Genomic DNA, 25945 nt, shown 5'->3' with positions numbered 1-25945 from the left:
CGCTGCCGGCACCACCGGGAGAAATTCTCCCGGATCGCTCCGGAGCAACTTTTCTATCTTACCAGAACTTCCTCGTGAGTGTCAACTCGACGTTCTCAGTTCCGTGTGGATAGGAGAATGAACTTTTCAGTTCTTCAGTCCGCACCCCGGCTCTGGGAGAGTTCCCATCACCAACTGGCGCGGATAGAAACTCTAGCACTAGTCAGCGGCGAATGTAAACTCCCCGTGAACAGCCCCGGATGCAGGCTCAGTTCTCGGCCTGCAGAAGCATGGACGGACGGAAGACCCACTGCCCCTGCCAGCGGGAAAACAGGTCAAGCGCCTCTGCGAGCATCGCGGCGCGGAAGAAGACTGAGTCCACTCCCCCGCTGTCTGCATCGGAACTGCGGTAGCCCTCCAAAAACTGTGAGCTGAGCTCCTCGTACCACTGGCCGAAGTTCACAGGGTCAGGCACCGGGGTACTCTCTGCCGAGTCGTCGGCCTCCTGATCGGCTTCATCGGAGCGTTCTGGGTCCTGCACGATCTCCGGCGTCTCACTGGCGACTTCCATGACCATATTGGCCATGGACATCAGTACAGAGATCACATCTTGAAGGCCCAAGGCATGTTCTTCGAATCCGCCGGCCTCGCTGACCACCCAGCGTTCCGGGGCCAGCAGGTGCATGCGGTCGGCCGTGAGCCGGCCGTGGATCCGCTGCAGCATCAGTGGTTCATCAGCGTCTCGAAGCTGCATGGCCATCAGGTCGATGACCTCGTTGAGGTCAGCAGCCTCATCCTCGTCGAACTCCTCGCGGATTCTCCGCCACTGGTCCAGCAGCTGCTGCTGCGCTCGGGCAGCCATGGCCTTGAGCTGCTCAGCGCTCTGCGGGTGCGCCCCGAAGGCCCCGGCCAGGTCGGCATGGAAGTTACCGAGGGTCTGCCCGAGTTGCCGTGCGCTTGACTTGAAGCTTCTGCCGCCCTGCAGCGCCGTCCGGGCCAGGTTCAGCGAATTGGGCGCCTCCGCCCCTGCTTCCCGGATGATGACCAGCTGCCCCGTCTCCCATTCGGCGCTGACCCAGTCAGCACCGGGTAGGCGTTCCTCCCAGGCCCCGTTGACAGTTCCGAGCACCCGGGGAATCGTCGTGGAGTGCGCAGTTGTCAGCCGGAGCACTGCCTCAGCCAACTCCTGCGGGTCGACCTGGGGTCGGCGGATGAAGTCCACGGCAACCTGCCGGCCCCAGTCGCTGTCATCCACAGCAGCAGGCTGCACCAGAGTTCTGGTGGTATTCGGCAGCATGGAATCCACCGCCTGCCGACGCAGCTGAAGGGTGAACGGCTCCCATTGGTTGAAGTCTGCCAGGGCCTCACCGCGAGAGCGGCCATTGCGGGTGCCCTGCTGGCGCCGGGACATCTCCAGGATGGCAGCCAGGAAGGCTCGGTCGCGGGCGCCGTCGTACACCCAAAGCTCCGCCCCATCCTGCAGGCTCAGCTTGCCGATGAAGGCAGACTTTCCCGCCAGGACCGAAGGCCTGGTGCGCAGGGCCACCGGTACCGAGATCCGCGCGACCGACTCCTCAGCGCCCTCGGCAAGCTCCACCTCGAAGATGTGCAGCTCAAGAAACAGTCCCGGATCAGGGTCCCCTTCCGGGGTGGGCAGCCGCAGTCCGCCCACTCTCGTCAGGCTGCGGCGGCTGCGGGGGGCGGGAAACCAGTGCTGGTGCGGCAGCCAGTTGCTGAGGATGTCCAGGAAGCCGGGCTGCTCCTCGCCACGGATGCGGCCGGTGGGGCTCATTGCTGGCGCACCCCCCGGCGCAGTGCGGCAATCTCGTAGAGGCTGATGCCCACCGCCATAGAGGCATTGAGCGATTCGGTGCTCGCGGCAATCGGGATGGAGACGATGGAGTCACAGGTCTCGCGGACCAGCCGGGACAGGCCTTTGCCCTCCGAGCCGACCACCACCACCAGTGGCTGATCAAAGAGGTTCAGATTGGGCAGCTCAGTGTCCCCACCCCCATCGAGACCGGCCACAAAGTAGCCATTGGCCTGTGCCTCCTTCAGCGCCTGGGTGAGGTTCTTGGCCCGCGCCACCGGAATCCGGGCCGCCGCCCCAGCTGAGGTTTTCCACACAGTGGCAGTCACCCCGGCGCTGCGCCGCTCAGGAACGACGACGCCATCGGCACCAAAGGCTGCCGCAGCCCGCAGGATCGCCCCCAGGTTGCGAGGATCGGTGATGGAGTCGCAGGCCACCAACAGCGGGGGATGCTCCGTATAGCCCTTGGCGGCGGCCTCGGCCAACTCAGCGGTCAACTCAGCCGGGTCTGCGTACTCATAGGGGTGCAGCACCAGGGCAATCCCCTGGTGAACTGCCTCCCCAGTGGCGGTGTCCAGCTGGCGGCGGGAGACCTCGCGGACTCGGATGCCCTGCTCGGCACAGTGCTGCAGGGACTCCCGAACCCGCCCGTCAGTCTCGATATCGCGGGCAATGAGCAGCTCGGCGGCAGGGACCTGCTCAGCCAGGGCCTCCAGCACCGGGTTACGCCCGGCGACCACATCATCGGCACCGTAGCCTGAGCCGCCGCGGGTTCGGCCAGGCTGCCGGCGGGCGGCCGAGCGCTCAGCCAGCTGCTTCTGCCGGTGCGCCTTGTGGTAGACCCGGTCTTCGGCTTTGGGAGTGGGGCCTTTGCCCTGAAGCTTGCGCTTGCCCTGGCCGCCGGACCCCTTCGTGGGTCCCTTACGCTCCCTGCGGATCGCAGCGGATTTGGGTCGGGAGTCCTTGGCCATCGGCTAGGCACCGCCTTTCAGGGTCCACACGGCGCCTGAGGGGGTGTCCTCCACCTCAATGCCGATGGTTGTGAGCAGATCGCGAATGGCGTCGGCCCGGGCAAAATCCTTAGCGCGCTTGGCCTCGGCCCGCTGCGCGAGCTGGGCCTCCACCAGGTGGCTCAGCGCCTCAGCTGCCGGCCCGGAGGCGCCCTCGGCGGGCTCGGGCACATCCGTGATGCCCAGTACCTCCAGCATCTTCAGCACCTGGCCGGCACAGACTGCGGTGGCGGCGTCGTCGTCCCTAGCCAGGGCCGTGTTACCGGCACGGACGGTTTCGTGAAGCACTGCCAGGGCGGCGGGCACGTTGAGGTCATCATCCATCGCGGCGGCGAAGCCTTCAGGGAGCCCGCTGGGGGACTCTCCTGGATGCCCTCCGGGGCGGGCCCGGGCAAGGAAGTTCTCGACCCGCTCCAGGGCCGAGGCCGCTTCCTGCAGTGATCCCGGCTTGTAGTCGAGTTCGGAGCGGTAGTGGGCGCTGGCCAGCCAGTAGCGGACTGCTTTGGGACGGACTTCGGCCAACATCTGATCGGGCGAGACAGTGTTCCCCACCGACTTGGACATCTTTTCCCCGGCATAGGTGACCATACCGTTGTGCAGCCAGTAGCGGGCGAATCCGTCCCCTGCGGCTGCTGACTGGGCGAGCTCGTTCTCATGGTGAGGGAACCGCAGGTCCCGCCCACCGCCGTGGATGTCAAAGCTGCTGCCCAGGTATTTGCTGGCCATCGCCGAGCACTCCAGGTGCCAGCCGGGCCGGCCCCGGCCCCAGGGAGAGTCCCAGGCAGCGGTCTGCGGCTCACCGGGCTTATGCCCCTTCCAGAGCGCGAAGTCCCGGGGATCGCGCTTACCGCGCGGGTCGGCATCGGGGGCATCCTGCATATCCTCCACTGACTGCCGGGTCAGCTCCCCGTAGTGAGGCCAGGAGCGCACATCGAAGTAGACGTCGCCGGAGTCATCCAGTGCGGGATAAGCGTGCCCAGCCTCGATCAGCCGGGCGATGAGGGCATGCATCTCGGTGATATGGCCGGTGGCGCGGGGTTCGTAGCTGGGACGGGCCACCCCAACTGCGCTGTAGGCTGCGTTGAACACCTGCTCGAACCGGTAGGCCAGGGCAAACCAGGGCTCGGCAGCCGGGTAGTCCGGCGTGGGTTCGAAGTCCTCGGCGTAGGAGGCGGCAGACTTCGCCAGGATCTTGTCATCGATATCGGTGACATTGCGCACCGTGGTGACCCGGTACCCGGAGTGCTGCAGCCACCGGGCGAGGATGTCGAAGGCCACTGCCGAGCGCACATGGCCCACATGCGGGCGGCCCTGCACAGTGGCACCACAGTAGTAGAGGGACACCTTGCCGGGTTCCAACGGCTGGAACTCGCGCAGCTGCGCGGTCTTGGTGTCATAGAGTCTCAGGGCCACGGGCCATACCTTACCGGTACGGCCGCCCAAAGACAGACAGATTTGGACAGGTCAGTACAGGACGGCGGTGGCTGTGGCAGCAATGCCCTCCCCGCGTCCGGTGAAGCCGAGCCCGTCTGAGGTGGTGGCAGCCACGGAGACCGGTGCGCCCGCCGCCTCACTGAGCACCCGCTGAGCCTCCTCGCGCCGCGGGGCGAATTTGGGCCGGTTTCCCACCAGTTGGACTGCGATGCTGCCGATCCGGAAACCAGCATCGCGCACGATCCTGGCAGCCTGGGAGAGGAGAACGACGCCGCGGGCACCGGCCATCTCTGCCCGGTGGGTTCCCAGGGTATCGGCCCCAAAATGGGTGCCCAGGTCTCCCATCCCGGCGGCGGAGAACAGGGCGGCGCAGGCTGCATGGGCCACGGGGTCCGCATCGGAGTGCCCGGCAAGTCCTTGCTGGCCGGGCCAGTACAGACCAGCAAGCCACAGCTCTGTAGGCTCATCCGCCAGCGCAAAGGCATGGATGTCCTGGCCGATGCCTACTCGCGGTGGTCCCGGCGGCGTTGCCGCGGCCTCTGCGCCTGAAGTCCCAGTCTCGGATCGCTCGCTGCTCAGCGGCTCTCGCGCCTGTTCCGCCAAGAGGGCGCGGGCGGTGATGAGGTCGGTCTCAGTGGTGATCTTCAGCGCATGCGGATGCCCGGGCACCACTCGCACCTCGGTGTTGAGGTCCTCGGCGATCATCGCCTCATCGGTGAGCTGGGACGCACGCTCCGTAGGGAGCTGCTCAATGTGAGCGAACGCCCGCTCCAGGAACTGCAGGGTGAAGCCCTGCGGGGTCTGCACGGCGCGTAGAGCGGAACGCGGCAGGGTGCGCTCAACCCGTTCCGCAGAGCCCTCAGACTGCACCTGCTTGATGGTGTCGGTGACCGGCACTGCCGGGGTCACCGCCTCGGCCCCGTCTGCCAGGGCTTGCAGGACCCGACTGAACACCTCGGGGGGAGTGAGCGCCCGGGCGGCGTCGTGCACCAAAACGTGCACGGGTCCGTCCCAGCCCTGCAGCTCAGCGTGCTTCTGGACCGCCTGGCTGCCCGCCCTCACTGAATCGGTGCGGGCTGCGCCGCCGGAGGTGATCACAACCTGGCTCCCGGTCCGGTGGGCCAGAGCCGTGGCCGGTGCCGAGAGAACCTCGTGATGGGAGGACTGCTCGGGCAGGACCAGGACGATCAGCTCAAAGCCGAGTTCAGGGGTGACTGCCTGACATGCATGCTCCAGGATGCTGCCCACGCCAAGGGTCACCGCGGCCTTGGGGATCCCGTGGCCGAGCCTAGTGCCTGAACCCGCCGCAACGATGACTAACGCCCGGTGTACCGCGCTGAAGGGCGCAGTATCATCCGGGCGTGCAGTCATGTATTGAATTCTATGCTGAGCGGTGAGTCTGCTCAGGCAGGGACCTTATCGGCCTCAGCCGTGGCATGGCCCTCGGCGAGGACCTCATCGAGAAGCTCCTCGGCCTTCTCCTCCTCCAGCTCCTTGGCCAGCCGGAGCTCGGAGACCAGGATGCGGCGGGCCTGGGAGAGCATACGCTTCTCGCCAGCTGAGAGGCCGCGGTTGTTCTCGCGGCGCCAGAGATCGCGAACCACCTCGGCGAGCTTATGGATGGAACCGGAGGCGAGCTTCTCCACATTGGCCTTATAGCGGCGGGACCAGTTGGTGGGCTCCTCGGTGTGCTCTTCACGCAGCAGGCCGAACACCTTCTCCAGGCCTTCCTCGTCCACTACATCACGGACGCCGACCAGATCGACGTTCTCAGCCGGAACCTTGATAGTCAGGTCCCCTTCTGAGACTCGCAGAGTGAGGTAGGTCTTCTCCTCACCCTTGAAAGTCCTCATCTCCACCTCTTCAATGGTGGCTGCACCGTGGTGCGGGTAAACGACTGTCTCGCCGACTTCGAAATTCATGTAGTTATTCCCCTTTCCTGACTTCAAGTTTATCACGGAGGGGCGCCTTACGGCGTGTCGTGACGGTAGATTGCAGGGGCAGTACTAAGGTTCGCCGCGCAATAATCTTTCTACATTGCGTAGAAGTCACACCGGATCGAGTAGTCTGGTAGCAACGCCATGCGTACCCATCGTTCTAAGGAGTCTCCGCGGTGAAGTTCACCCCCTCGGTACCTCGCGCAGCTGCAGCTGCTGCCTTGATCGGCGGTCTGGCCCTCACCGGCTGCTCTGCCATCAACTACCAGGCCACTACGCATGTGTACTCCGCCTCCGACGGCACAATGTTCGACTCCGAGAACATCGCGCTGCGCCACATCATGTTCGTGGCCGGAGAAGAGGGCGGTCCGGCCCGGATGACCGGGTTGGTCTCCCATCTGGACACCTCCGCCGAGGAGCCCGCCGAGGTCAGCATCGAGGTGGCCGGCGACAGCTTTGAGTTCACGGTTGAGCCGGGCAGTTCCATCAATCTGCAGCACGATGAGGAGCTGATCGTCTCGGCGATCGAGGCCGGCCCCGGTTCCATCCAGGAGGTCACCGTCAGCGTCAACGGCGCCCAGGAGAGCTTCAACGCCACCGTGGTGGACGGCACCATCGCTGAGTACCGCGACCTGCTGCCGGACGGCTTCGACGAGTCCATGGCGGAGCATCTCGAACACGGCCCAGACACCTGGGGCAGCGGTGCCGCCCACTACGACGAGAACGACGACAGCCACTGAGATTGTCCCGGCGGCGGCCAACCTGAACTCCGGTGAGCGTAGCGGTTAATCCGCTTATGGCCCCGGAATCAGCGCTATACCCGGACAAACAGCTACGCTCGATTAGCCTGCCCGCGGTGTGGCACTTTGTGTCGCAGGTGGACTTAATGAGAGGCCTGTGATGTGATGCTTGAGTTCATGAGAGGGGCACCACACTCACCCCTGGCGTGGACAGCCAACCTTCACTACGGATCGTCGGGCACGTACCTGCCCGTGAAAGGGAACCATCATGGCCTCTGTCACCTATGACTACGCAAGCCGCATCTACACTCCGGGCGCTCGCCCTGCTATCAATCAGCTCCACCTTGAGGTCGCCGACGGCGAGTTCCTGGTTCTTGTGGGCCCCTCCGGCTGCGGCAAGTCAACCGCACTGCGTATGCTAGCCGGCCTCGAGGAGGTCAATGAGGGCCGCATTCTGATCGGCGGTGAGGACGTCAGCCACGTCTCGCCCAAGGACCGCGATATCGCCATGGTCTTCCAGAACTACGCGCTCTATCCGCATATGTCAGTGGCCGAGAACATGGGATTCGCGCTGAAGATCGCCGGGGTCTCCAAGGAGGAGCGCGCACGGCGCGTACAGGAGGCCGCCAAGATCCTGGACCTTCAGGACTACCTGGACCGCAAGCCCAAGGCGCTCTCCGGCGGTCAGCGCCAGCGCGTTGCCATGGGCCGCGCCATCGTCCGCTCCCCCAAGGTCTTCCTGATGGATGAGCCGCTGTCCAACCTGGACGCCAAGCTGCGCGTACAGACACGCACCCAGATCGCCGCACTGACCCGCGAGCTGAAGACCACCACCGTCTACGTCACACACGATCAGGTTGAGGCGATGACCATGGGGGATCGGGTCTGCGTGCTCAAGGACGGCGTGCTGCAGCAGGTGGACTCCCCGCGCAACCTCTACGACACCCCCGCCAATGTGTTTGTGGCCGGCTTCATCGGCTCCCCCGCAATGAGCCTGTTCAAAGTCAGAGTGGAGTCCGGCCAGCTGGTGGTCGGCAACGACCGACTCACCGTTCCTGAAGTGGACCTCACCGGCAAGCAGGAGGTCATCCTGGGGGTGCGGCCTGAGGACATGAGCATCTCAACCGACGGCACCGGCCTGCCGATGATCGTCGACGTCGTCGAGGAGCTCGGCGCCGATGCCTACATCTACGGCACCCCGGAGGGCATCCACACCTTCCAGCCGCTGATCGTCCGGGTCGACGGCCGCCGTCCTCCTCAGAAGGGCGAGACTGTGCACATCAAGCCGAATGCGGACCACGTGCACCTGTTCGACGTTCAGACCGGTCTGCGGCTCAACGGGGCGATCCCCGAGGGCACCCCCGAGGCGACCCTGGACGATGTCGAGGCCCTGGCTGACCAGGAAGACTGAATCAGGAGCTAGTTAGCCGAAGATACTGATTTGAGCGGCGGGAAGTGGTGCGACCCACTATTTCCCGCCGCTCTTCTCGTTAATTCACACTGCATTTGCTGGCTTTGTCCAGCACATGTCCAGACTGACGATCTTAGTGTGGAGCCATGGCTAGAAACGCGCTGTCCATTGTCCTGACGATTCTGCTGAGCATTGTGCTCATCTGGTTGGCCTGGTGGTTGCTCACCGAGCTGATCAGCATCATCGGCAGTGTGATCATCTCGATCATCATCGTGATCCTTGCCGTGTTCGTGCTGCGAGCACTGACGCGGGCAAACAGATAACGGACTGCACAGTTCTGACCATGTCGCACCCAACTAATGAAGGAGTGATTCATATGCGCGGCGGTGGAATTTACATCGGTGGCGGTATTCTGACAATTATCGCGATCGTCATCATCCTGATGTGGTTGCTCTGAGGATCAGCCCTTCACGACGGAGAGCCCGGAGGAGCGCAGTGCTCATCCGGGCTCTCTTCTGTGCTCAGGCGGCCCGGGAGAGACCGGCGGCCGGCTGGACTCGGGAGAGCCGGCGGGCCGGAAGCCAGGCCGCGGCCAGGGAGGCCAACAGGGTCGCTGCCCAAACCGCAGCCATCCGCAGCCAAGGAATCTCCGGCGCCACCGTCCAGTCCTCGCGCGCCACCAATGCGCTGACTCCGGCCCAGCCGAAGAGTGCTCCCATCCCGGTTCCCAGCAGCAGGGCGACTGCCGCCAGCAGCAGGGCCTCGATACCTATGGTTGCCCCCAGTGCGCGGCGGGTCATCCCATTGGCCCGCAGCAAAGCAGCCTCTCGCTGACGCTCAAACACGGAGAGGGAAAGCGTGTTTGAGACCCCCAGCACCGCTACCAGCACACTGGCCCCCAGCAGGGCGAGAACCCCCAACAGAATCGCATCGATGAGCCGCAGGGTCTCTGCGCGGTACGCCGCGCCTTCCACAGAGGCTTGGGCCGAATACCCACCGAGCGCCTCGTGAAGCTGCCAGATCTCCTGATACTGCGCATCATCAGCCACGCGGAACACAGCCCCTGCTCCGGGGGTGGCATCCCGGTCCCCAGGCGGCAGAAGCGCCTGCGGAACCGCCACCACGTCATGGGGCAGCCAAGAGGCCAATTGCACCGGAAATTCCTTGGCGGGCTGACCAGTGGGCAGCTCCAACATGAGGGTTTCCGACACCGAGGAGTAGTCTGCCTGGGCAAAGGCGTTCCACCCGGCATAGATGATCGGCCCATCCTCCTGCAACTGATCCAGCGGAAGACGCGAGATTTCGCTAAACTCGGCATCCTCCAGCACAAGTACCTGCCAATGGATATCCTCTGTGTGCTGAGCCTGCAGACCCGGCAGCATCATGACCTCAGTGACCACGGGGCTGTCCTGCAGCACCTGCCACTGGTCCTCCTCGAGCTCCGCCACAGCGCCGTCCACGGGATAGGACTCGGCCAACTCGGTGTACAACAGCTTCTGGGCAGTCGCCGCACCAGTGATCATGGTCGCCACCAGGGTCACTCCCACCAGCAGTGCTGAGGAGGTGGCGGCAGTACGTCCGGGTACCTGGCGGGCATTCTGCCCGGCCAGGCGTGCGGGCACCTTCAGCGGGCGCAGGGCTGCCAGCGCCGTGCCCAGCCACTCCGCGAGCGGCGGCACTATGGTCTTGGCCAGCACCAGCACACCGAGGAAGCCCAGGATCCCGCCGCCCAGGCCGATCACCGGGAACGGCAGCCCCGCCACGGGATCAGCGTTGAACATCCCGTAGTAGTCCAGCTCAGGATTCGGTTCGCTGGCTGGCCAACCCAGTGCGGCGTAGAGCACAGCAGCCAGACCCACGGCGGTAAGCAGTGCACCGAGCACCAGTCGTACCGTGGAGCCGCGGTTCTCCGGCGGAGCCACATCTGCAGGCCGCAGGGCGATCATGGGCGAAATGCGCCCCGCACTGAACGCCGGGTAGAGGGCTGAGCCTACTGCCATGACCAGGCCCAGGCCGAGGCCCACCCCCATCGCGATGAGATTCGGCAAGGCTGCCGGAATGCCCTCTCCGCCGCCGCCCAAGAAATTCATGGCGACCACGAACCCTTGTGCGATCCCCCAGCCGAGGAGCACACCGGCTGCTCCGCCCAGAAGGCCGAGCACGGCCCCCTCGGCTAGAGTAGCCCAGCGCAGCTGGGCTGCAGTGCCTCCCACGGCGCGGATCAGCGCCATCGTGCGTTGCCGCGAGGCGACGATCACCTGGAAGGTATTGGCGATCACCAAAGCCGAGACGAACACGGCGATGCTGCCGAAGCCCAGTGCCACCCAGCGAAGCAGCTGGGCATCTCCGGTGCGCTCCGCCACCCAGAGGTCCACGATCTGCTCACTGGTGGCAATCTGCAGCTGCGACACTGAGACAATGCCGAACGGGTCTTCTTGGGCCGCCCCGGCCTCCGGGGTGGCCGATGCCGGGGCGAGCATGTCCAGCTCCCCGGAGGCAATCAGCTGCCCCACCAGCTCAGCAATCTGCTGCTGAACGGCTTCTTGGGCGGCCCGGTCACCATGGACGGACTCCGGCAGGACCACCCGAATCTCAGCCGGCTCCACGAAGCCATAGTCTGCCTCCGGATCGACAGGTACACGGTCCATGCCTTCAGCGGTGAGATACGCCTCCGGGCTCCACACACTGGTCTCGGCGATTCCCACCACGGTGTACTGCGCCTGATCCACCACGGTGTAGGAGTCATCCATCTCCCAGCGCACAGCCTCAGCCTGGTAGGTGTCGCCCACTGCCAGATCCTGCCATTGGGCGGCGGATTCGCTGACCAGAAGCTCATCAGCAGCCTGCGGCAGCCGGCCCTCAACCAGCGGATACTCGCGGCTGCCGGTCAGGGTGCTCACCCCAAGCCCTGAGCTGCTGTACCCGCCAAACTGTTCGTCCAGCTCCAGGGGGCCGTCCAGTCAGCTGCGGCGGATCACCTCTGCTGAGACCACCGAGTCCAGCTGCTCAATCGCCTCGGCCAGGGGAATGTCTCCATACTCCGCAGGCATCAGTGTCTCCGCTGACCAGCCGCCGTCCTCGTACTCCGTATAGGAGTTGCTCGCCCAACCGAGCGCTCTGGAGTCAATGATCAGATCAGCGCCGGCCGCTTCTCCCTTGGCCTCTTCCTCCACGGCCCGGTTCAGCGAGTCCACCAGCATAGTGCCGGCCACAATGAAGGCCACTGAAATGGCGATGGCCGCCCCGGCGGCTCAGAGCCGCTTGCCCGAGGAGCGCAGATTGGCGCGCAGCACCGTGAACCTAGTGCCCGTCGCGGCGCGCTGGTCCGTCACTGCGCGGCCCCGATCATCTTGGCGGCCAGCAGTTCGGCGGTGGGCTCGGCCACCGTCTCCAGCACCCGGCCGTCGGAGAGGATCACCGTGCGATCGGCCTGCGCGGCGGCATTGGCGTCATGACTGACCATCACCACGGTCTGACCGAACTCGTCCACCGCAGCACGCAGCAGCCCGAGCACCTCGGCGCTGCTGCGAGAATCGAGATTGCCCGTGGGCTCATCGGCGAAGATCACTGCCGGCTTGGAGACCAGAGCGCGGGCCACGGCCACCCGCTGCTGCTGGCCACCTGAGAGTTCGAAGGGCCTGTGGTCCAGCCGGTCAGCGAGCCCGAGACGGTCGATGACCATCTCGTAGTAGTGCCGGTCGGGCTCAGGTCCACCCAGGGAGGACGGAAGCAGGATATTCTCCTGCGCGGTCATCGCCGGGACCAGGTTGTAAGCCTGAAAGATGAACCCGATGTAGCGCCGGCGCATCAGGGTCAGCTCACGCTCACTGAGGCCGATCAGCTCAACGTCACGGCCCTGGGCGGAGAGCACCACGCTGCCCTCATCAGCGCTGTCCAGACCGGCCAGCACATGCAGCAGAGTGGACTTGCCAGATCCGGAGGGACCCATGATCGCGGTGAACTCACCGGCCGGAATCTCGATGCTCAGCCGGCGCAGCGGGTGCACTGTGGCCTCCCCTGAGCCGTATGTCTTGGTCAGGTGCTGGGCACGTACTGCTGCCCGCGTAGTCGTTCTCTGCATAGGTGTCTCGCTTCAGGTCTCATCACAGGGTGCTGAGCCGGGCCCGGCTCGTTCACTGATTCACAGTACGGAAGGCAACGACGCCGCCGCCTCAGCTCAGAGACCGAACCTCGCCTCATCCTGGGGTATGAGGCAGGCAGGGGCCCGGGTCCATAGACTTGGGTGACATGCCTGAGACCTTGCTGCCGAACCCGCCTGCACATGTGCGTGCTGTGCGGTTCTTTGAGGCGCGGCCCTGGCTGGGTGACACCCTCTTCAAAGTGCTCCCGCTGCTGGGGCTCAGCAGCCTCTTCTGGCTCATCGGCGGCGGGGTGACCGCTGGACTTCTCGGCACCGGGATGTTCGGGGTCAGCGTGCATCTTCCGGTGATGATCGGCTTCGAGCTGCTGGCGATCCTACCTCTGGCGTTCTGCCGAATCCGGCCCGGCCTGGCCGCCGGGTTGATCAGCTTCGCCTGCCTGTGTCAGATCCTCGCCATGTATGGACCCGGAGCCTCGGCGTTCTCGGTGCCGCTGGTGGTCTACGCCTGCGCCAAATACGGCTCCCGCCGCGTCAGTCTGGGCTACCTGGGGCTGGCGGTGCTGGGAGCCCTGCTGATGGGGGTCCATGTCGTGGCTGCCGCCGGCGTGCTGGGGCAGCAGCTGCCCGGTACCTACCACCCGGACTGGGGGGGTGATGCTGTTCATCGCGGCACTTATCACCGGCTTCTGCGCTGCGGTGGTGGTCTCGGCCTGGCTCTTCGGTGATCTGGCGGGCCGGCGGCGTCGTGAGCGGGAGGCCATCCAGGAGCGGAACCGCCTGCTGGAGCGCGAACGCGACCAGGAGGCCCAGCTGGCCGCCGATGCCGAGCGGATGCGGATCGCTCGGGAGATGCATGATGTGGTCAGTCATTCCATGAGCGTGATGATTGCCCAGGCCGACGGGGGCCGCTATGTGCTGCAGGCTGATCCGGCGCGGGCTGGGCAGGCGTTCGAAACCATCGGCGAGACCGGCCGGGAGGCGCTCACCGAGCTGCGCCGCATGCTCGGGGTGCTGCGCGAGGAGGGCGAGCAGAAGCTTCGCCCTGCTCCCGGTATCGAGAGCATCCCCCAGCTGGTGGCCGATGTGCAGGCTTCCGGGCTGCCGGTGGAACTGCATATAGCCCATGCCAGCCTGCCGCCGATGAACGAGGGAGTCGAGCTGGCGATCTACCGGATCGCCCAGGAGGCACTGACTAATACGCTCAAGCACGGCGGGGAGGGCGCGCGAGCCTAAGTGTGGCTGGGCACCGATCACCGGGCCGGCGAGCTTGCCTTGGAGATCCGCGATACCGGCCGGGGCGCATCGGCGATTGACGACGGCGCCGGCTCTGGGCTGCTGGGCATGGCTGAGCGGGCCAAGCTCTACGGCGGCACCCTGGTGGCCCGGCCCAAGGGGGAGGAATCCCTGGAGAGCGGCTTCACCGTGGAGGCCCGGTTCCCCCTGGAGCGGGTGCGGCCCGGCCGGCGCACGGCACCAGCCCAGACGACCCGTCCGTATCATGAGCAACAGGAGGAGAAACCATGACGCAGATCGCTCAGCCGGGACCGGGGGCCCAACCCCCCGGAATCTCCGTGCTGCTGGCTGATGACCAGGCTCTGCTGCGCGCCGGCTTCGCCATGGTCATCGACTCCCAGCCGGATATGGCAGTGGCAGGACAAGCCGGGACTGGGGCTGCGGCGCTGGGGCGGATCCGGGCGCTGGCATCGGCTGGCCGCGCCCCAGACGTGGTGCTGATGGACATCAGGATGCCGGAGATGGACGGCATCGAGGCCACAGCTGCGATCACCGAGGACTCCGCTCTGGACGCGACCCGGGTGATTGTGCTGACCACCTTCGACACCGATGAGTACGCATTGGCCGCGCTGCGCGCCGGAGCTGCCGGATTCCTGCTCAAGGATGTGCAGCCGGAGGTGCTGTTGGACTCCATCCGCACCGTGGTGACCGGGGGCGCCGTCGTAGCCCCTTCCACCACCCGGCGGCTGCTGGACACCGCCATCCTGGGCCAGGGAGCGCGGCGATCGCCGAGCACTGAGCAGCAGCAGAAACTGGAGTGCCTGACCAATCGGGAGCGTGAGATCCTCGCCGAGCTGGCCACCGGAGAGTCCAATACGGAGATCGCCGCCAGGCTCTATCTCTCCGAGGCCACCGTGAAGACCCATGTGGGCAATGTGCTGCACAAATTGGGCTGCCGGGACCGGGTGCAGGCGGTTGTCTTTGCCTACGAGTCCGGGGTGGTGGGGGAGTGATCCCGTCCACTGCTGTTAAGGCACAGTTAACCAGCTCTGTTGGATAGGTTTATGGCATGACCTCTCAGCCCTCCCTCCCCGTCGCCGCCGAGCCGCTTGTGATGGGCGATCAGCCGGTCCGATTGGTAGCCACTGATGTGGACGGCACCATCCTCTCCTACGCCCAGACCATGACCGGGGAGCTGTCCCCGCGCACCCTGGAGGCGTTCCGCTCCGTGCGCGAGGCTGGTGTGGTGGTGGTTCTGGTCACCGGGCGGCCGGTGCGGGCGCTGCGCCGGATCAGCACTGCTCTGGAGCTGTTGGGCCCAGTGATCGCCTCCAACGGAGCAGTCACCTATGACCTGGCCGCCGATACTCCCATCGAAGCCCAGGCGCTGACCGCAGACACCCTGTTCGAGGCCAAAGACCTGATCAGGAGCCTGGAGCCCACTGTGAGCTTCGCTGCCGAGACCATGGCGGCCCTGCATATGGAGGAGTCCTTCGCCCGCGGCAGCCTGTGGTTCGACGAGAAGCACCGCAGAGCAGCCGGAGTCCGCGAGGATGAGATCCGACTCGGACCGTTGGACCACACCCTGGAGCGCTCCACAGGGGCACTGCCCGATGAGGCGCCCGCGCTGAAGCTGCTGGCCAAGACCCATGCCATGGATCCTGACGCGTTCATCGCAGAGACCCAGGAGCGGATCGGCCACCTGGTCACGGTCACTCATTCCGCCCCGGGGGTGAGTCTGCTGGAGATCTCCGCCAAGGGGGTCAATAAGGCCCAGGCACTGCACCGGTATGCCGAATCCTTGGGCATCGGCGCACAGGAGTCCATCGCCTTCGGCGATATGCCCAATGATGTGGAGATGCTGCAATGGGCAGGGACCTCCTGGGCCGTGGGCTCGGCTCACCATATGGCCCGTTCGGCGGCCGACCGAGTCACCGAGTCATGCGATGATGACGGTGTGGCCCTGGTCCTGGAGAAGCTCCTTGAGGGGCAGCTGAGGTGAGCCGGGCCAAGACCGGCCGGAAGCCGTACCGGCAGCATCCCTACCGCCAAGTGCCCTATCTGGTGAACTCTGTCCCCGGCCCCCTGCATCACACGCCCTTGGCCTTTGCCCACCGCGGGGCCGACCCTGAACGGGAGAACACTATGGCTGCCTTCCAACGGGCAGTGGATCTGGGGTTCCGGTACCTGGAGATCGATGTGCGCACTTCTGCGGACGGAGAGTTGGTGATCTTCCACGATGAGACGCTGGACCGGACCACCGACGGCACCGGCCGAGTCTCCGAACACAGCTGGGCCCAGCTGAGCCGGCTGCGGGTCGGCGGCCAGCCCCTGGTGCGGTTCGAAGATGCGCTGCGGGCCTTCCCCGATGCCCATTTCAATGTGGACCTCAAGGACGCTGCAGCAGTGGATCACTTCGCGGAGATCGTGGAACGGCTCGGTGCCCACGACAGGGTGCTGGCGGCCAGCTTCAATGATGCCCGCCGGCACCGCCTGCGCAGACTGGTCTCCCGTCATGTCGCCACCTCCGGCGGGTGGGTGTCCATCGGGCTGATGGTGCTGCTGGGCCCGTTCGGCGGGCTCGGCCGGCTCTCCCAGCGGCTGGCTCGGATCGACTGCGTCCAGGTTCCGATCCGCCAGTCCCGGATACCGGTGGTGAGGCCGAAGTTCGTGGAGCGCTGCCACGCCGCCGGGCTGCAGGTCCACGTCTGGGTGGTGGATGACCCCCAAGAGATGCACCGGCTGCTGGATCTGGGTGTGGACGGGATCATGACCGATGACGCAGAGGCTTTGGCCGCGGTGATGCGTGAGCGCTCGGTCTGGCCCCAGACCGTGTGAGCCCCAGCTCATCGTTCTCCCACGTCAGGGCAAGGTTTCGGCCAGGCCCGTCGCCTAGTCTGGCCGCATGGTTAACGAAGCTCTGACTGAGTTCACCGCCCAGACCCCGCCGGGTTCCGTGGCGGCTCCCTGGTGGCTGAGCTTCGCCGTGCTGGTCTACGGGGCGCTGCTGGTGGCGGCCTTCATGATCTACGCCCAGACGGACCACCAGGGGCCGGCCAAGGTGATCTGGGTGCTGATCATCGCCTTGGTGCCGATTCTCGGGGCGATCATCTACTTCATCGCCCAGAGCCTGCGCCACCGGCGGGAGAACCGGCCCGGCTGATCGGGCTACGCCATAGGAGGCCGCGGATTGTGGCTCAGGGCAGCCGAGAGCTCCTCAGCCATCGGGGGCTGGGCGCCGTATCGGGAGGACGTGATGGCGGCGGCCTGTGCGGCAGTGTGCAGCACCTGGGCGACGTCGTGCTTTGAAATCTGCTGCAGCGGCGTCCGCTGCTCAGCGCCCAGGAGCCCCTGCTGGCGAAGCGTGGAGAGAGTGGCGGACATGAAAGAGTCCCCCGCTCCCACAGTATCGGCCACATCGGTGGGAAAGGCCTGTTGCTCGGCGAAGCCGGAGCGGGCCAACGCCATGGCTCCGGATGCCCCGCGGGTCACCGTCACCAACGCCGGGCCCAGCTGCAGCCAGAACTCCATGGTCTCTTGGACGGGCCGTTCGGGGTAGAGCAGCTCAAAATCGTCGGTGGAGGCCTGGACGACGTCGGCCAGCCTCACCAGTTCCTCCACCCGGTTGCGAGCCTCCTCGCGATTGGGCACCAGGGTGGGCCGGTAATTGGGGTCGTAGGAGATGGTGGCAGTCTGGCGCAGCTCCTGCAGCACGCTCTTGACCACCCCGGCACCCGGTTCGATCAGGGTGGCCAAAGATCCGGAGTGGACATGCTCAATGGTCCCGGCGGCCTGCTGCAGCTTCTCGATAAGGTCCTGGGCTTGAGGGAGGACCCAGTCCAGTGCGAACTCGTAGCTGGCCTGACCGGTGGGATCTAGGGTGGCGGTGGCAACGGAGGTAGGCAGGTCATCGGCCTCCAGCACAGCGCTGATCCCCTGGGCGCGCAGGGCCCGTGCGATCATCCGACCATAGTCGTCACCGCCGTGCCGGCCAGCGAACACCACCTGGTGGTTGAGCCGGGCCAGTCCCACTGCCACGTTCAGCGGACTGCCGCCCACATGCGCCTTGGGGGCAGACGTCTCGGATTCGACAACGTCTACCAAGCACTCGCCTATGACTGCCAGGTGGGACTTCACATCCTCCAAACTACCGCACTTGTCCTCGAGAAGACCCAGACCGCGGCCGTTTGCGGCTCATCGGCAGCTCAACTCTGCTGGTAGAGGGCGTAGCCGCCCAATAAGTTCTTGATGGGCACCTCGGGATAGCGGTGTTTGAGCACGGCGAGCGCCTGGCGGGAACGGACCCCGTGCTCACAGTAGACCACCGCCGGGTTCTCCTCAGTGACCTCCTGGAGCCCCTCGGGAGGCTGTTCGGCCTGCCATAGGTCCATCAGCGGGATATTCACCGCGCCGCTGAGGGCCCCCGCCTGGTGTTCATGGGGTTCGCGCACGTCCAGCACCAGACCCAGGCGCCCGTCGGCCGCCGCGCGCCGGAACTCAGCCGGGCTGAGGTCATCTGCCTGCTTGGGCTCGCCGGTGAAGGGGTTGAAATCAATATCCGCTGTGCCTGGATCAGGCTCCTCAGGCCCCTGTGCCAGAGCGGAGGGGCTGGCGGCCGGCACTGTCTGGCCTGGCGCCGAGGAGGCGGCTGGGGCGGCGTCGCCGACTTCAACTGGACAGGCTGCAGCCTCAGGAGCGCCGCCGATGTCTTCGGCACCTGTGCCGATGCTGGTGACCGGCTCGCGGTCGGGGTCGGGATTGAGCCGAAACTGGCCGAAGTGGGAGGTCAGCGCATCGTAGGTGACCACCCGGCCGGTCAGCGGCTCACCGATTCCGGCCAGGAACTTGATCGCCTCAGTGGCCATGATGGAGCCGATGACCCCGGGGAGCACACCCAGCACCCCGGCCTCGGCGCAGCTGGGCACCTCGCCGGGGTCTGGAGCCTCCGGGTAGAGATCCCGGTAGGTGGGCCCGCGGCTGCCATCGGGCAGTCGGGACCAGAACAGGCTGACCTGTCCGGAGAAGCGGAGAATAGAGCCGGAGACCAGCGGTTTGCCGAGGATCTCGCAGGCATCGGAGACCACATAGCGGGTGCTGAAGTTGTCGCTGCCGTCGATCACAATATCGGCAGGCTCGATGAGCTCCAGGGCGTTGGCGGCGCTGATCGGCTCGCGGTGCTCGGTGATCCCCACCTCCGGGTGCAGGCCGCGCATCCGCTCGGCGGCAGAGGAAGTTTTGGGCTGCCCCAAGGTGGACTCGGAGTGGATGACCTGACGGTGCAGATTGGACCGGTCCACCACATCGTGGTCGATGATCTCGATGGCTCCGACCCCGGCAGCAGCCAGGTAGGTGAGGATGGGAGCGCCGAGTCCGCCGGCTCCGACCACCACGGCACGGGAGTCCAGCAGTCTAGCCTGGGCCTCGATGCCGAATCCGGCCAGGGCGAAGTGGCGCTGGAAGCGTTCGGCCTGGGTCCGGGAGAACTTGCTGAGGTCACTCATGGTGCACACTCCAAAGAATCAGGGGGTTGTTGGATTATCGGCATCTCATGGGCTGCTGATACTCCGAAAAGTGCCTGATAACCCATCAGGTGAGGTCTTCTAGAGGGCTGATGATCCCCTCGGCAGGACTGGAGGCCAGGGCGTGCTCCCGCCGGGGAATCCGGCCCGCGGCAGCGCAGTGGAAGCCGGCCTCCACGGCAAGGCGCATGGCTTCGGCCATGGCAGTGGGGTCCTGTGCGCGAGTCACTGCGGAAGCCACCAGCACTGCTGAGCACCCCAGCTCCAGTGCAAGGGCCGCCTCGCTGGCCGTGCCGATCCCGGCATCGAGTACCACCGGGACCTGAGCCCGGGAGGTGATCAGTTGGATATTGTGCGGGTTCAGGATTCCCAGCCCGGTGCCGATGGGGGCGCCCAGCGGCATCACCGCGGCAGCTCCGGCCTGTTCCAGGCGCAGGGCCGCGGCCGGATCGTCACTGGTGTAGACCAGCGGGGTGAATCCACGGTCGGCCAGCTGTTCGGTGGCTTCCAGGGTCTCGATCACATCGGGCAGCAGCGTGTGCTCATCGGCGATGACCTCCACCTTGATCAGGTTGGTCTCTAGAGCTTCGCGCGCCAGCTCGGCGGTAAGCACAGTGTCCTTGACCGTGTAGCAGCCAGCAGTGTTGGGCAGCACGTCGATTCCGAGCCGCTCCAGCATGGAGAACACGGAGGTTTTGGTCTCGGGGCTGTAGCGGCGCATCGCCACCGTGGTCAGGGTGGTCCCGGACTGCACCAGGGCCTTCTCCAGGGCGGCCAGATCGGTGATCCCTCCGGTGCCCATGATCAGCCGGGACTCCAGGGTGTAATCGCCGATCTGCAGCGGTGCCACGGTGCGTGGGAGCTGCTGGGCGGTGGGCGGCGTCGTCATTGTCTTCTTCCTCATCCGCCCTGGACCGCGGTGACGATCTCCAGCTCATCACCCTCGGAGAGTTCGGTGGCCGCCCAGCGGCTGCGCGGCACCACCTCTCCCCCCAGTGCTACGGCCACCCCCAGGCGTCCGCCGTCTGCGGGGGTCCCGGATTCAGTGAGCTCACGGCCGGTGGTCCGGGCCACGGCGGTGACCACAGTGGCGCCCTCGTCCAGGGGCACGGTCTCTTCGTTGATCTCAACGGTTGGCATAGGTCCTATTCAACACCAGCAGGGCCTCGACTGTTCCTGACTGCACTTGGCACAGCGGGGATCAGGGTCACATCCGGCCGGTGTGCTGGAACGCTTGGTGCCAGGAGAGCGCCTCGCCAAGCAGATGCGGGGTGTGGCGTCCGCCTGGGTTCGCCGCACACGCCCGGTCCAGATAGTCCTGCAGACGGTCCCGGTAATGGGGATGTGCGCAGTTCCTGATGATGCTGCGAGCTCGTGCCATCGGTGACAGACCCCGCAGATCTGCCAGTCCCTGCTCGGTGACCAGAATCTGAGTGTCGTGCTCAGTGTGGTCGATATGGCTGGCGAAGGGCACAATCGCCGAGATCATCCCATCCTTGGCGGTGGAGGGGGAGACGAAGAAGTTCAGATAGGCATTGCGGGCGAAGTCCCCTGAGCCGCCGATGCCGTTGATGATGGAACTGGCCATCACGTGCGTGGAGTTCACGTTGCCGTAGATGTCCGCTTCGATCATGCCGTTGATCGCGATCAGTCCCAGCCTGCGGATCACCTCGGGGTGGTTGGAGATTTCCTGGGGCCGCAGCAGGATCCGGCCCTTGTAGCTCTCAATGTTCTCGTTGAAGTGCTCCGCCTTCTGTGCCGACAGGCACAGGCTGGTGGCCGAGGCTGCGGCGAGCTTTCCGCTGTCCAACAGCTCCAGCATGCCGTCCTGGATCACCTCGGTGTAGGCGGTGAGATCCTCGAACTGACTGTGTGCCAGGTTGGTCATCACCGCATTGGCGATGTTCCCCACTCCCGACTGCAGGGGGAAGAGGCCCTTGGGCAGCCGGTCCCGGGCCACCTCATGGTGCAGGAAGTCCACCACATGATCGGCCATCGCCTGAGAGTCCGGATCCACTGGCTTGAATGGCAGGTTGCGGTCCGGGGCCTCGGTCTGAACTACAGCCACCACCTTCGCCGGATCCACTCGCAGGTAGGGGTCCCCGATGCGCTGCATGGGGTCAAGCAGCTGCAGCGGCATGCGCTGCGGGGGCAGCCGGGTTCCGTAGTAGATGTCATGGAAGCCCTCATACGCCCGCGGGTGCCAGGAGTTGACTTCCAGAATCACCTTCTCGGCCAAGTCCAGCCAGGTCTTCGAGTTCCCCACCGAGCTGCCGGGCACCAGCAGCCCATTGGGCAGGATCCCGGCGACCTCCACCACCGCCACGTCCAGCTTCCCGTAGAAGCCGAACCAGGCCTGCTGGGCAGAGTGGCTCAGGTGGGTGTCGATGTACTCGATCTCTCCAGCATTGATCGCCTGGCGTGCAGTCGGATCGGACTGGAAGGGCAGCCTTTTGCTCACCGCGCCTGCCTCGGTGAGCAGACCGTCTACCTCGGGGGCCGTGGAGGCTCCGGTCCACAGCTCAATCCGGAACTCCTCGCCGCGCTGATGTGCCTGCTCGACCCTGTCCGCCAAGGCCTCAGGGACCGCTTTGGGGTAGCCGGCACCGGTGAACCCGCTCATCCCCACCCGGTCCCCGGGGCTGATATGCGCTGCGGCTTCTGCCGCGGAGACTGTTCTGCTGCTCAGCGCTGACACACAGCTCCTGACCTCGTGATCTGGCAAGATACTGCCAGGATACGGGATGCTGACACCCTCCAGGCATCTTCTACGTGAGGTAGAAGAACTCCCCGCTGCGGTATAAGGTTTAACTGCAGGAACGGCTACGGAGGACACCCTTGACGAGGAGAAACGTGTGCTCAAAAGCCTGACCGAACCTCATACGCTGACCGCCGGCGAGGTCGCCGAGACCCTGAACACCGACCTCGCCTCAGGACTGAGCGGCGCGGAGTCGGGCCGGCGCCTCAAACAGCTCGGCCCCAATGAACTTCCCGCCGCGGAGAAGGACAGCCCGGTCAGGCGGTTCCTGCGCCACCTCCACGATGTGCTCATCTATGTGCTGCTGGGAGCCGCTGTGCTCACCGCAGTGCTGCAGCATTGGGTGGACACTATAGTCATTCTCTTTGTGGTGGTGATCAACGCCACAGTCGGCTTCCTCCAGGAGGGCAAGGCTGAACGCGCCCTCGAGGGGATCCGGGACATGCTCTCCCCCTCAGCCTCTGTACTGCGCGAAGGGACCTGGCGGACCATCCCCGCGGATAACCTGGTTCCCGGTGACGTGGTCCGGCTCCGGGCCGGTGACAAAGTCCCCGCCGACCTGCGGCTTGCAGAGGCTCATGAACTGACCGTGGAGGAATCGGCACTGACCGGCGAGTCTGTGCCCACCGCCAAGCACAGCGCCACGGTGGAGGCCAACGCCCCGTTAGGTGATCGCCACTGCTTGGCGTTCTCCGGAACGATGATCACCTCCGGCTCAGGCAGCGGAGTAGTGGTGGCCACCGGTTCGCAGACCGAGCTGGGCCGGATCAACATCATGATGAGTGAGGTGGAGTCCCTCCAGACCCCGCTGACCCGGCAGATCGCAGCTTTCGGGCGCTGGTTGGCCCTCGCCGTGGTGCTGATGACCCTGATCCTGGTGCTGCTGGGCTCGCTGATCCACGGCACCGGGATGGCAGAACTTCTGCAGGCAGCCGCGAGCTTCGCAGTGGCCGCCATTCCTGAGGGTCTGCCCGCACTGATCACCATCACCCTGGCCCTGGGAGTCCAGTCCATGGCTGGGCGCAATGCGATCACCCGCCGGCTTCCGGCCGTCCAGACCCTGGGCAGTGTGACCACCATCTGCTCGGACAAGACCGGCACCCTGACCAAGAACGAGATGACGGTGGAAAGGGTGATTCTCACCGGGGAGACGCTTATGGTCACCGGCACCGGCTACGCCCCTGAGGGAGAGGTGATCGCTGAAGACGGGGCCGCCGTGAGTCTGGACCACACGGGACTGCGCCGGATCACCCAGGCGCTCAGTGTGGCCAATGACACCCGGCTGGTGCAGGCCGAGAACGGCCGCTGGAGCATCAACGGCGAACCCACGGAGGGAGCGCTGCAGTCAATGGCCGGCAAGCTGGGCTTCGATCCGGCCGCCGTGTCCCGGCTGACCACCTTGCCGTTCAGCTCGGAGAACAAGCTGATGGCAACCGTGGCTCAGACGGAGGAAGACCTGCGCGTACTGGTCAAAGGCGCTCCTGACCGCCTCTTGGACCGGGCAGCCGTGCAGCTGACCCCAGAAGGCGGCACTGCACCCCTGGACCGAAACTACTGGGAGGAACAGATCGAGCTGCTCTCCAGCCAGGGACTGCGGGTGTTGGGGGCCGCCGAGCGCAGCGCAACAGACCGTGATACCCAGCAGCTGGGTGTGGAAGCCCTCGGTGACCAACTGACCTTCCTCGGCGTCGTCGGTATTGTGGACCCGCCGCGGGAGGCGGCCGTGACCGCCATCGATGTCTGCCACCAGGCGGGGATCACGGTGAAGATGATCACCGGAGATCATGTGGGCACGGCCACTGCCATCGCCCGCCAGATGGGTATCGACGACGGAGCTGGGGCTGTCAGCGGGGCTGAGCTGGAAGCGGCCGACGACGCCGAGCTGCGCCGGCTGGCCGCTGAGCACAACGTCTTTGCCCGCACCAGCCCGGAGCATAAGCTGCGCTTGGTCACTGCCTTGCAGGCCGAGGGCGAGGTGGTGGCGATGACCGGGGACGGCGTCAATGACGCCCCTGCGCTGCGGCGGGCCGATGTTGGCGTGGCGATGGGAGTCAAAGGCACGGAGGTGACCAAGGAGTCCGCTGAAATTGTGCTGGCCGATGACAACTTCACCACGATTGAGGTCGCAGTGGAGGAAGGCCGGCGGATCTATGACAACCTGCGCAAAGCCATTGTCTTCCTGCTGCCCACCAATGGCGCGCAGTCGGTGGTGGTGCTCTTCGCGGTAGCCCTGGGCTGGACGCTGCCGCTGACTCCGCTGCAGGTGCTGTGGGCGAATATGGTCACCGCGGTGACCCTGGCCTTCGCCTTCGCCTTCGAACCCGCCGAGAAGGGACTGATGCAGCGGCCGCCGCGGGATCCTGGCCGGGGGATCGTGGAGCTCCGCCATATTGTGCAGATCGCGGTGGTGTCCCTGCTGATCGCCGGAGTCACCACCGGAATCTTCCGCTGGCGGATTGAGGCCGGGGATGACCTGGACACCGCACGCACCCTGGCCACCACCGTGCTGGTGGTCTGCCAGGGCTTCTACCTGTTCAACGTCAAGGCGCTGGAGTCGACCAGCCTCCGCTTCGAAGCGCTGTCCAACAACAGCGTGGCCTGGCTGTGCCTGATCGGGCTGACCGCGCTGCAGCTGCTGTTCATCTACGCCCCGCCGCTGCAGCAGCTCTTTGACTCCTCCGCTCTGGGGCCGCGCTACCTGCTGATCATCAGCCTGGCCGGACTTGCCGTCTTCGTGGTCACCGAGGTGCTGAAGCTGCTGCTCTATGGAACCGGGCGGCAGGCTCAGCGGTCCGGGCGCATGGTCTCAAGGTAGTCCCGGTCTGCCTCGCTCAGAGGTTCACCGCTGAGCAGTGCGACAGTCAGCCGGGCGGCCAGGGGCGCCAGCAGGATCCCGTGCCGGTGGTAGCCGGTGGAGATGACGACGCCGCCCCCTGGGCTCACTGCCCCCAGGTAGGGACGGTCATCCGGGGTGCCCGGCCGGGCCCGGGTGGTGATCTCCACCAGCTCGGCGTCGCGCACCGCAGGCAGCACTGCGGCGGCGTCCTCAAGAAGCTCGGCCACGCTGCCGGTGTGGGTGCCGGGCAGGCCGTCCTCCCGGGAGGAGGCGCCGACCACCAGACCCAGCGGCTCCAGCGGGTCCTCCGGGGCCCGGGGCACCAGGTAGACCGAGCGGCCGCGGACCTTGGCCCGGAGCGTGGAGCTGATGAGGTGCTGCTCGCCGGGGCTGAGCTGCTCGGGCCGGACCCGCAGCCGGATGACGTCTCCGTGCACCGGGCGCAGGTCCAGCGGCTGCTGCTGGGGCAGGCCGGCGATGTCTGTGTATCCCAGCCCGGGCACCAGGGCGGCCCGGTCAAAGACGGCTGCGGCGCCGTCGTACTCAACCCGTATGCCCTGCTCGGTCTGCTCCACCCGGGTCACCCGGGCGGCAATCCACTGCGCGGGCGGGCCGGCAGTCGGGAAGACACCGGGATCCAGCTGGGCGTCCAGCGCCTCGGTGACGCAGCGGACCAGCTGCCGGGGGTTGACCTGGTGGTCCCCCGGCACTGACCACACCTTGGCCAGTCCTGGGGCGAGCGCTGGTTCTGCGCTGCGCAGCTGCCGGGAGCTCAGCGGAGTGACCTCCATGCCTGCGGCCTGCTGTACGGCGACCAGCTCGGCTGTGGCCTGCCTGTCGCCGGGGTCGGCGGCCACCAGCAGGGTGCCGTTCTCCCGGTAGCCGGTGGGCAGGGCGCTGGCCTGCTGGAGGGTCCGGATCAGCGCCGGGTATTCGGCCTGGGCTGCGGTCATCAGCTCCCAGAGCTGCTGCTGGCCGTACTGGACCTCGCTGATCGGGGCGAGCATGCCGGCCGCAGCGTAGGAGGCCTGCGCGCCGGGCGCCGGGTCCAGGATGGTCACTGCGTGGCCGCTCAGCCGCAGCTGCCAGGCGGTGAGCAGACCGACCACCCCGGCGCCGATGACTGCTGTGCTGAGCTGAACGTTCTGCCCCATGGTGATGACTCTACGCCGCTCG

Annotated in this window: 25 protein-coding genes; 11 read left to right on the top strand and 14 right to left on the bottom strand. The window is 65.9% G+C overall.

Annotation, left to right across the window (positions count from 1 at the left end; all coding sequences use genetic code 11):
• Positions 1–247: 247 nt before the first annotated feature.
• Genes GNZ21_RS15615 through GNZ21_RS15595 form a run of 5 tightly spaced genes read right to left on the bottom strand, consistent with a single transcriptional unit; the run spans position 248 to position 6155 of the window.
• A complete protein-coding gene (locus tag GNZ21_RS15615; RefSeq protein WP_157326002.1) occupies positions 248–1771 on the bottom strand; it encodes a maltokinase N-terminal cap-like domain-containing protein in 1524 nt (507 codons plus the stop codon).
• The gene (rlmB, locus tag GNZ21_RS15610; RefSeq protein WP_157326000.1) at positions 1768–2760 is read right to left on the bottom strand and encodes a 23S rRNA (guanosine(2251)-2'-O)-methyltransferase RlmB; all 993 of its coding nucleotides are present in this window, start codon (positions 2758–2760) and stop codon (positions 1768–1770) included. The genes GNZ21_RS15615 and rlmB overlap by 4 nt, the downstream gene beginning before the upstream one ends.
• A 3-nt stretch (positions 2761–2763) precedes the next feature.
• A complete protein-coding gene (cysS, locus tag GNZ21_RS15605; RefSeq protein ID WP_188503610.1) occupies positions 2764–4212 on the bottom strand; it encodes a cysteine--tRNA ligase in 1449 nt (482 codons plus the stop codon).
• Between the two features lie 51 nt (positions 4213–4263).
• Entirely contained in the window at positions 4264–5604 is a 1341-nt protein-coding gene (ispF, locus tag GNZ21_RS15600) for a 2-C-methyl-D-erythritol 2,4-cyclodiphosphate synthase (RefSeq protein WP_157325998.1), read from the bottom strand.
• A 32-nt stretch (positions 5605–5636) separates the two neighbouring features.
• A complete protein-coding gene (locus tag GNZ21_RS15595; RefSeq protein WP_157325996.1) occupies positions 5637–6155 on the bottom strand; it encodes a CarD family transcriptional regulator in 519 nt (172 codons plus the stop codon).
• 191 nt (positions 6156–6346) lie between these two features.
• On the opposite strand from GNZ21_RS15595, the gene GNZ21_RS15590 reads away from it, so the two are divergent.
• The 3 genes from GNZ21_RS15590 (at position 6347) to GNZ21_RS15580 (ending at position 8644) form a co-directional block, all read left to right on the top strand.
• A complete protein-coding gene (locus tag GNZ21_RS15590) occupies positions 6347–6910 on the top strand; it encodes a hypothetical protein (RefSeq protein ID WP_157325993.1) in 564 nt (187 codons plus the stop codon).
• Positions 6911–7178: 268 nt separating this feature from the next.
• Positions 7179–8321, top strand: a complete 1143-nt coding sequence (locus tag GNZ21_RS15585) for an ABC transporter ATP-binding protein (RefSeq protein ID WP_157325991.1) — start codon at positions 7179–7181, stop codon at positions 8319–8321.
• A 146-nt stretch (positions 8322–8467) separates the two neighbouring features.
• Entirely contained in the window at positions 8468–8644 is a 177-nt protein-coding gene (locus GNZ21_RS15580) for a hypothetical protein (RefSeq protein ID WP_157325989.1), read from the top strand.
• Positions 8645–8842: 198 nt separating this feature from the next.
• Here the strand turns inward: GNZ21_RS15580 and GNZ21_RS15575 are convergent, their stop codons facing one another.
• From GNZ21_RS15575 to GNZ21_RS15565, 3 genes are all read right to left on the bottom strand, one after another.
• Positions 8843–11221, bottom strand: a complete 2379-nt coding sequence (locus tag GNZ21_RS15575; protein WP_157325987.1) for an ABC transporter permease — start codon at positions 11219–11221, stop codon at positions 8843–8845.
• Positions 11222–11281: 60 nt separating this feature from the next.
• Entirely contained in the window at positions 11282–11545 is a 264-nt protein-coding gene (locus tag GNZ21_RS15570) for a hypothetical protein (RefSeq protein ID WP_157325986.1), read from the bottom strand.
• A gap of 104 nt (positions 11546–11649) precedes the next feature.
• A complete protein-coding gene (locus tag GNZ21_RS15565; protein WP_157325981.1) occupies positions 11650–12402 on the bottom strand; it encodes an ABC transporter ATP-binding protein in 753 nt (250 codons plus the stop codon).
• A gap of 167 nt (positions 12403–12569) precedes the next feature.
• On the opposite strand from GNZ21_RS15565, the gene GNZ21_RS15560 reads away from it, so the two are divergent.
• The 7 genes from GNZ21_RS15560 to GNZ21_RS15530 all read left to right on the top strand — a co-directional run bounded on the left by GNZ21_RS15560 (position 12570) and on the right by GNZ21_RS15530 (position 16819).
• Positions 12570–13148, top strand: coding sequence for a DUF7134 domain-containing protein (locus GNZ21_RS15560; protein WP_157325979.1), 579 nt, complete (start codon positions 12570–12572; stop codon positions 13146–13148).
• Complete coding sequence (locus GNZ21_RS15555; RefSeq protein WP_229659483.1) at positions 13078–13656, top strand: sensor histidine kinase; 579 nt, start codon at positions 13078–13080, stop codon at positions 13654–13656. The genes GNZ21_RS15560 and GNZ21_RS15555 overlap by 71 nt, the downstream gene beginning before the upstream one ends.
• Positions 13657–13947, top strand: a complete 291-nt coding sequence (locus tag GNZ21_RS15550; RefSeq protein WP_157325975.1) for an ATP-binding protein — start codon at positions 13657–13659, stop codon at positions 13945–13947.
• Positions 13944–14669 (top strand): response regulator, encoded by a 726-nt coding sequence (locus GNZ21_RS15545; protein ID WP_157325973.1) that lies wholly within the window; start codon positions 13944–13946, stop codon positions 14667–14669. Before GNZ21_RS15550 ends, GNZ21_RS15545 begins: the two co-directional genes overlap by 4 nt.
• A 56-nt stretch (positions 14670–14725) precedes the next feature.
• Complete coding sequence (locus tag GNZ21_RS15540; protein WP_157325971.1) at positions 14726–15658, top strand: HAD family hydrolase; 933 nt, start codon at positions 14726–14728, stop codon at positions 15656–15658.
• Positions 15655–16494, top strand: a complete 840-nt coding sequence (locus GNZ21_RS15535) for a glycerophosphodiester phosphodiesterase (protein WP_188503611.1) — start codon at positions 15655–15657, stop codon at positions 16492–16494. Before GNZ21_RS15540 ends, GNZ21_RS15535 begins: the two co-directional genes overlap by 4 nt.
• A gap of 67 nt (positions 16495–16561) precedes the next feature.
• A complete protein-coding gene (locus GNZ21_RS15530) occupies positions 16562–16819 on the top strand; it encodes a PLD nuclease N-terminal domain-containing protein (protein ID WP_157325969.1) in 258 nt (85 codons plus the stop codon).
• A gap of 5 nt (positions 16820–16824) precedes the next feature.
• Here the strand turns inward: GNZ21_RS15530 and GNZ21_RS15525 are convergent, their stop codons facing one another.
• The 5 genes from GNZ21_RS15525 to GNZ21_RS15505 form a co-directional block, all read right to left on the bottom strand.
• A complete protein-coding gene (locus tag GNZ21_RS15525; protein WP_188503612.1) occupies positions 16825–17793 on the bottom strand; it encodes a carbohydrate kinase family protein in 969 nt (322 codons plus the stop codon).
• A gap of 68 nt (positions 17794–17861) precedes the next feature.
• The gene (gene moeB, locus GNZ21_RS15520; RefSeq protein ID WP_157325967.1) at positions 17862–19157 is read right to left on the bottom strand and encodes a molybdopterin-synthase adenylyltransferase MoeB; all 1296 of its coding nucleotides are present in this window, start codon (positions 19155–19157) and stop codon (positions 17862–17864) included.
• Between the two features lie 85 nt (positions 19158–19242).
• A complete protein-coding gene (locus GNZ21_RS15515) occupies positions 19243–20064 on the bottom strand; it encodes a thiazole synthase (RefSeq protein ID WP_157325965.1) in 822 nt (273 codons plus the stop codon).
• Between the two features lie 11 nt (positions 20065–20075).
• Positions 20076–20315, bottom strand: a complete 240-nt coding sequence (gene thiS, locus GNZ21_RS15510) for a sulfur carrier protein ThiS (protein ID WP_157325964.1) — start codon at positions 20313–20315, stop codon at positions 20076–20078.
• Positions 20316–20382: 67 nt separating this feature from the next.
• Positions 20383–21873 carry an acetyl-CoA hydrolase/transferase family protein gene (locus GNZ21_RS15505; RefSeq protein WP_188503613.1) on the bottom strand — a complete coding sequence of 497 codons (1491 nt, stop codon included), beginning with the start codon at positions 21871–21873 and terminating at the stop codon, positions 20383–20385.
• A gap of 157 nt (positions 21874–22030) precedes the next feature.
• On the opposite strand from GNZ21_RS15505, the gene GNZ21_RS15500 reads away from it, so the two are divergent.
• The gene (locus GNZ21_RS15500; protein ID WP_229659477.1) at positions 22031–24748 is read left to right on the top strand and encodes an HAD-IC family P-type ATPase; all 2718 of its coding nucleotides are present in this window, start codon (positions 22031–22033) and stop codon (positions 24746–24748) included.
• Here the strand turns inward: GNZ21_RS15500 and thiO are convergent.
• On the bottom strand, positions 24718–25923 hold the full coding sequence (thiO, locus tag GNZ21_RS15495) for a glycine oxidase ThiO (RefSeq protein ID WP_157325960.1): 1206 nt from the start codon (positions 25921–25923) through the stop codon (positions 24718–24720). The genes GNZ21_RS15500 and thiO overlap by 31 nt on opposite strands.
• Between the last annotated feature and the right edge of the window lie 22 nt (positions 25924–25945).

The organism is Nesterenkonia alkaliphila (assembly GCF_009758175.1).
GTDB classification, from domain to species: Bacteria; Actinomycetota; Actinomycetes; order Actinomycetales; family Micrococcaceae; genus Nesterenkonia; species Nesterenkonia alkaliphila.
This window is presented reverse-complemented; position numbering and strand designations above follow the sequence as displayed.

Bases quoted from the DNA above. Each gene is read 5' to 3' on its own strand.
- GNZ21_RS15615 (WP_157326002.1), bottom strand. From the start codon at position 1,771: ATGAGCCCCACCGGCCGCATCCGTGGCGAGGAGCAGCCCGGCTTCCTG.
- rlmB (WP_157326000.1), bottom strand. From the start codon at position 2,760: ATGGCCAAGGACTCCCGACCCAAATCCGCTGCGATCCGCAGGGAGCGT.
- ispF (WP_157325998.1), bottom strand. From the start codon at position 5,604: ATGACTGCACGCCCGGATGATACTGCGCCCTTCAGCGCGGTACACCGG.
- GNZ21_RS15595 (WP_157325996.1), bottom strand. From the start codon at position 6,155: ATGAATTTCGAAGTCGGCGAGACAGTCGTTTACCCGCACCACGGTGCA.
- GNZ21_RS15585 (WP_157325991.1), top strand. From the start codon at position 7,179: ATGGCCTCTGTCACCTATGACTACGCAAGCCGCATCTACACTCCGGGC.
- GNZ21_RS15580 (WP_157325989.1), top strand. From the start codon at position 8,468: ATGGCTAGAAACGCGCTGTCCATTGTCCTGACGATTCTGCTGAGCATT.
- GNZ21_RS15565 (WP_157325981.1), bottom strand. From the start codon at position 12,402: ATGCAGAGAACGACTACGCGGGCAGCAGTACGTGCCCAGCACCTGACC.
- GNZ21_RS15560 (WP_157325979.1), top strand. From the start codon at position 12,570: ATGCCTGAGACCTTGCTGCCGAACCCGCCTGCACATGTGCGTGCTGTG.
- GNZ21_RS15555 (WP_229659483.1), top strand. From the start codon at position 13,078: ATGCTGTTCATCGCGGCACTTATCACCGGCTTCTGCGCTGCGGTGGTG.
- GNZ21_RS15545 (WP_157325973.1), top strand. From the start codon at position 13,944: ATGACGCAGATCGCTCAGCCGGGACCGGGGGCCCAACCCCCCGGAATC.
- GNZ21_RS15540 (WP_157325971.1), top strand. From the start codon at position 14,726: ATGACCTCTCAGCCCTCCCTCCCCGTCGCCGCCGAGCCGCTTGTGATG.
- GNZ21_RS15530 (WP_157325969.1), top strand. From the start codon at position 16,562: ATGGTTAACGAAGCTCTGACTGAGTTCACCGCCCAGACCCCGCCGGGT.
- moeB (WP_157325967.1), bottom strand. From the start codon at position 19,157: ATGAGTGACCTCAGCAAGTTCTCCCGGACCCAGGCCGAACGCTTCCAG.
- GNZ21_RS15515 (WP_157325965.1), bottom strand. From the start codon at position 20,064: ATGACGACGCCGCCCACCGCCCAGCAGCTCCCACGCACCGTGGCACCG.
- thiS (WP_157325964.1), bottom strand. From the start codon at position 20,315: ATGCCAACCGTTGAGATCAACGAAGAGACCGTGCCCCTGGACGAGGGC.
- thiO (WP_157325960.1), bottom strand. From the start codon at position 25,923: ATGGGGCAGAACGTTCAGCTCAGCACAGCAGTCATCGGCGCCGGGGTG.